This is a genomic window from Trichloromonas sp., from assembly GCF_041583255.1.
Lineage (GTDB): Bacteria > Desulfobacterota > Desulfuromonadia > Desulfuromonadales > Trichloromonadaceae > Trichloromonas.
Window position 1 is genome coordinate 1 of sequence record NZ_JBFHGD010000289.1, and the last position, 3,355, is coordinate 3,355.

5 protein-coding genes and 1 riboswitch are annotated in these 3,355 nt (G+C 63.4%); of the genes, 1 reads left to right on the top strand and 4 read right to left on the bottom strand.

Going from position 1 to position 3,355, the window contains the following annotated elements; genetic code table 11:
• From ABYV89_RS15730 to thiF, 4 genes are all read right to left on the bottom strand, one after another.
• On the bottom strand, positions 1–710 hold a 710-nt coding region (locus tag ABYV89_RS15730), incomplete at its 3' end, for a radical SAM protein (protein WP_432823883.1).
• A gap of 112 nt (positions 711–822) precedes the next feature.
• On the bottom strand, positions 823–1,593 hold the full coding sequence (locus ABYV89_RS15735) for a thiazole synthase (RefSeq protein WP_432823884.1): 771 nt from the start codon (positions 1,591–1,593) through the stop codon (positions 823–825).
• Between the two features lie 53 nt (positions 1,594–1,646).
• A complete protein-coding gene (thiS, locus tag ABYV89_RS15740) occupies positions 1,647–1,847 on the bottom strand; it encodes a sulfur carrier protein ThiS (protein WP_432823885.1) in 201 nt (66 codons plus the stop codon).
• 13 nt (positions 1,848–1,860) lie between these two features.
• Positions 1,861–2,667 (bottom strand): sulfur carrier protein ThiS adenylyltransferase ThiF, encoded by an 807-nt coding sequence (gene thiF / locus ABYV89_RS15745; protein WP_432823886.1) that lies wholly within the window; start codon positions 2,665–2,667, stop codon positions 1,861–1,863.
• A 45-nt stretch (positions 2,668–2,712) separates the two neighbouring features.
• A riboswitch (TPP riboswitch) is annotated at positions 2,713–2,815 on the bottom strand.
• Between the two features lie 177 nt (positions 2,816–2,992).
• Between thiF and ABYV89_RS15750 the strand changes: the two genes are divergently transcribed.
• A complete protein-coding gene (locus ABYV89_RS15750) occupies positions 2,993–3,313 on the top strand; it encodes a hypothetical protein (protein WP_432823887.1) in 321 nt (106 codons plus the stop codon).
• Positions 3,314–3,355: the final 42 nt, after the last annotated feature.

Below are 3,355 nucleotides of genomic sequence, written 5' to 3' on the forward strand. Positions count from 1 at the left end.
AGGAAGAAGGCTTCGCTGCGGAAGGGCCCGAGGCCGAGGAGGAAGCCGAGGTCGATGCGGCGCAGGCCGGCGGCGCCGCCGCGCTCGGGGGTGGCGAGGCGGAAGTCGTAGTCGCGCTTTCGGCCGAAGGGGTGCATCTCGGCGTAGAGTTCGCGATCGAAGGTCTCCTGGTAGACGGTCAGGCCATCGACTCCGGCGGCGACCATCTGCCGGTAGCCGTCGGTCTCCATGGGGTAGACCTCGATGGAGATCGAGCTGAACAGGGGCCGGATGCGCTCGACGCAGGCGGCCAGAAAATCGTTGTCCAGCGCCTTCGGCGACTCTCCGGTGACCAGCAGAATATGGCGAAAACCCTGGTCGTGCAGTACCTTGGCCTCGGTCCAGACCTCGTCGAGGGTCAGGGTGCGGCGCGGCACCTTGTTGGTGGCGGAGAAGCCGCAGTAGCGGCAGCCGTTGGTGCACAGGTTGGAGATGTAGAGGGGGGCGTAGAGCAGGATGTTCTTGCCGAAGCGCTGCAGGGTCAGCCGGTTGGCCCGGGCCGCCATCTGCTCGAGAAAGGGGGCCGCCGCCGGCGACAGCAGCGCCTGCAGGTCGTCCGGACGCATCCGCTCCACCGCCAGGGCCCGTTCCACGTCGGCCGCGGTTTTGCTCGCGATGCTTTCCTTCACTTGCTGCGGGTCGTACTGGTTGATCTCGTCTAGAAAAGTCATTTGTTTACAAGTCTTTGAATTTATGTAGGGGCAGACCCCCGTGTCTGCCCAAGATTTTGGTTTGTTCACGAACAAGGGCAGCCACCGGGGGCTGCCCCTGCAATAGTAGGGATCAGTCCCGCAGAAAACCGGTCAACGGGCTGGAGGCGTCGGCTTTCTGGCGCTGTTCGCCGAGCCCGGCGAGGAAGGCCTCGCGACCGGCTTCGACCCCTTTTTTGAAGGCCGCCGCCATTTTGCCAGGATTCGGGGTGACCGCCAGGGCGGTGTTGACCAGTACGGCGTCGGCCCCCATCTCCATCGCCAGGGCGGCGTGGGACGGGGCGCCGAGGCCGGCGTCGACCACCACCGGAACGATGGCCTGTTCGATGATGATGGCGATGCTGTCGGCGGTGCGTACGCCCTTATTGGTGCCGATCGGCGCCCCCAGCGGCATGACCGTGGCGGTGCCGATTTCCTGCAGGCGCTTGGCCAGCACCGGGTCGGCGTTGATGTAGGGGAGCACGATGAAGCCCTCCTTGACCAGGATCTCCGCCGCCTTCAGGGTTTCGATCGGGTCGGGGAGCAGGTAGTAGGGGTCGGGAGTGACCTCCAGCTTGATCCAGGGTTCGCAGCCGGCGGCTCGGGCCAGGCGGGCCAGGCGTACCGCCTCTTCGGCGTCGCGGGCGCCGCTGGTATTGGGGAGCAGCAGGTATTTTTTCGGGTCGATGTGCTTTAGCATGTTATCGCCCGGATTGTCGATGTCGACCCGGCGCAGCGCCACGGTGACGATCTCGCAGCCGGACTCTTCCATCGCTTCGACCATCAGATCGTTGGAGGCGAATTTGCCGGTGCCGACCAGCAGGCGGGATTTGAATTTGCGTCCGGCGATGATCAATTCATCCATTGTCTGTATCCTCACGTAGGGGCGAACCTTGTGTTCGCCCGTTGATGTTCAGTTTACCCCCCGCCGACGAACTGGACGATTTCCATGGCGTCGCCGTCCTGCAGGCTGGTGGCGGCAAACTGCTCCTTGAGCAGCACGTTGCGGTTGAGTTCGATGGCGACCCGGTTGCCGTCGAGCTGCAGCGCCTCGAGCAGGGCGCTGACGGTGATGGGCGCGTCGAGCTGTTTCGGTTTGCCGTTGACGGTGATTTTCATGGTTCTCCTCATGTCAGGCCGGGATTTCCCCCAGCAGCAGCCGCAGCACGGCGTTGGCCTGGTGATGGGCGGCGATGCCGACCCGCGGCGCCATCAGCCCTTCGCCGGGGCGGGCGGCGGTTTCGCCGTCGCCGACCAGGTACAGGTTGCTGGCGGCGCGCTGGGTGACGACGGTGTTGGACGGGCCGAAGCCGGCCATTCCCGACCCCATCACCAGCGCTTTTCCCGGCACCCGGCTGAGAAAGGTCTGGGCCAGCATGGCCTTCTGGTCGGCGCCGTCGAAGGCTTCGACCATTACGTCGACGCGGCCGAAGCGGTCGGGGATGTTGTCGGGGGTCAGGCGTTCGAAGTGGCGGGTGATGCGGACGTACGGATTGATCCGGGCCAGGTTCTCGTGCAGGGCCTCGACCTTGGGCAGGCCGATCTGGTCGACGAAGTACTGCTGGCGGTTGAGGTTGGACGGTTCGACCACGTCGAAGTCGGCGATGACCAGGTGTCCCACGCCGATCCGGGCCAGGGCGATGGCGACCGCCGAACCGAGCCCGCCGCAGCCGGCGATGCCGACCGTTGCCCGCTTGATTTTGGCATGCACCCCCGGGGTGTGGCGGGCGGCCATCAGCGCTTCGAGTTCATCCGCTCCGGGCTGTTCGCCGCGACGGATGAAGACCACCCGGTCCCCCTCGGCGAGAAGCTGGTCCGCGCTCACCGGGAAGCCGTTGAGAATAACCAGGTCGGCGCCGGGTTTGACCTGCTCCTGCAGCTGGTGCAGGCGGGTCCCCTGGGCAATGTCGGTGGAGCGTTCGTTGATTTCGATCTTCATAAACGTCAAAAGGCCGCTCAATGAAAGCGGCCTTTTCCGGGAGCATTCCCGGGTGCCGCCGCTTCCCTACGCCGGCATGATCCGGATCAGGTTCAAAGGGTCATCCTGCACGCAGGACTCTCAGTGTTTCACTCCCCTAGGGCGATGCAAATTGTAGGTGGTCACGCTAGCAGAAGCAACCGGCGGAGTCAACGGTTTTTCTGTTGATAAAAAGAAGGTTTTCGTTGTTTTCACGGGCCGATTTCACTAATATACCTCTTTTGACAAAGTCTGGTCATTGCCACATCGAGAAGGTTGGCCCGACCGTTTTCAGGAGTCTTGCAAAATGAGCATATCGGAACGTTACAGAGAACTGGTCGCAGAGGTCAAGGACGTGATCGCCGGTTTTGCCGAGGCGGCGGTTGAAGATGAGAGCCGTGAAATCCGGGAAATCCGCAAGGCGGCCGAAGGCCTGGCCGAATTGCAGGAATCGGTCGGTGAAATTCCCCGTATCCGGCTTGAGGTCGAACTGACCCCGGTGCTGCTCAAGGCCCACAGCCAGTTCGACCGCGCCCGGCTGCTCTTCGAGGAGCAGGGCCGCGAAGACCTGGCCGCCGCCCTCTGGGAGCTGGAACAGAAAATCTACCGCCTGCTCAATGACCTGTAGCAGGTAGCAAGGAAGAAGGAAGAAGGAAGAAGGAAGAAGGAA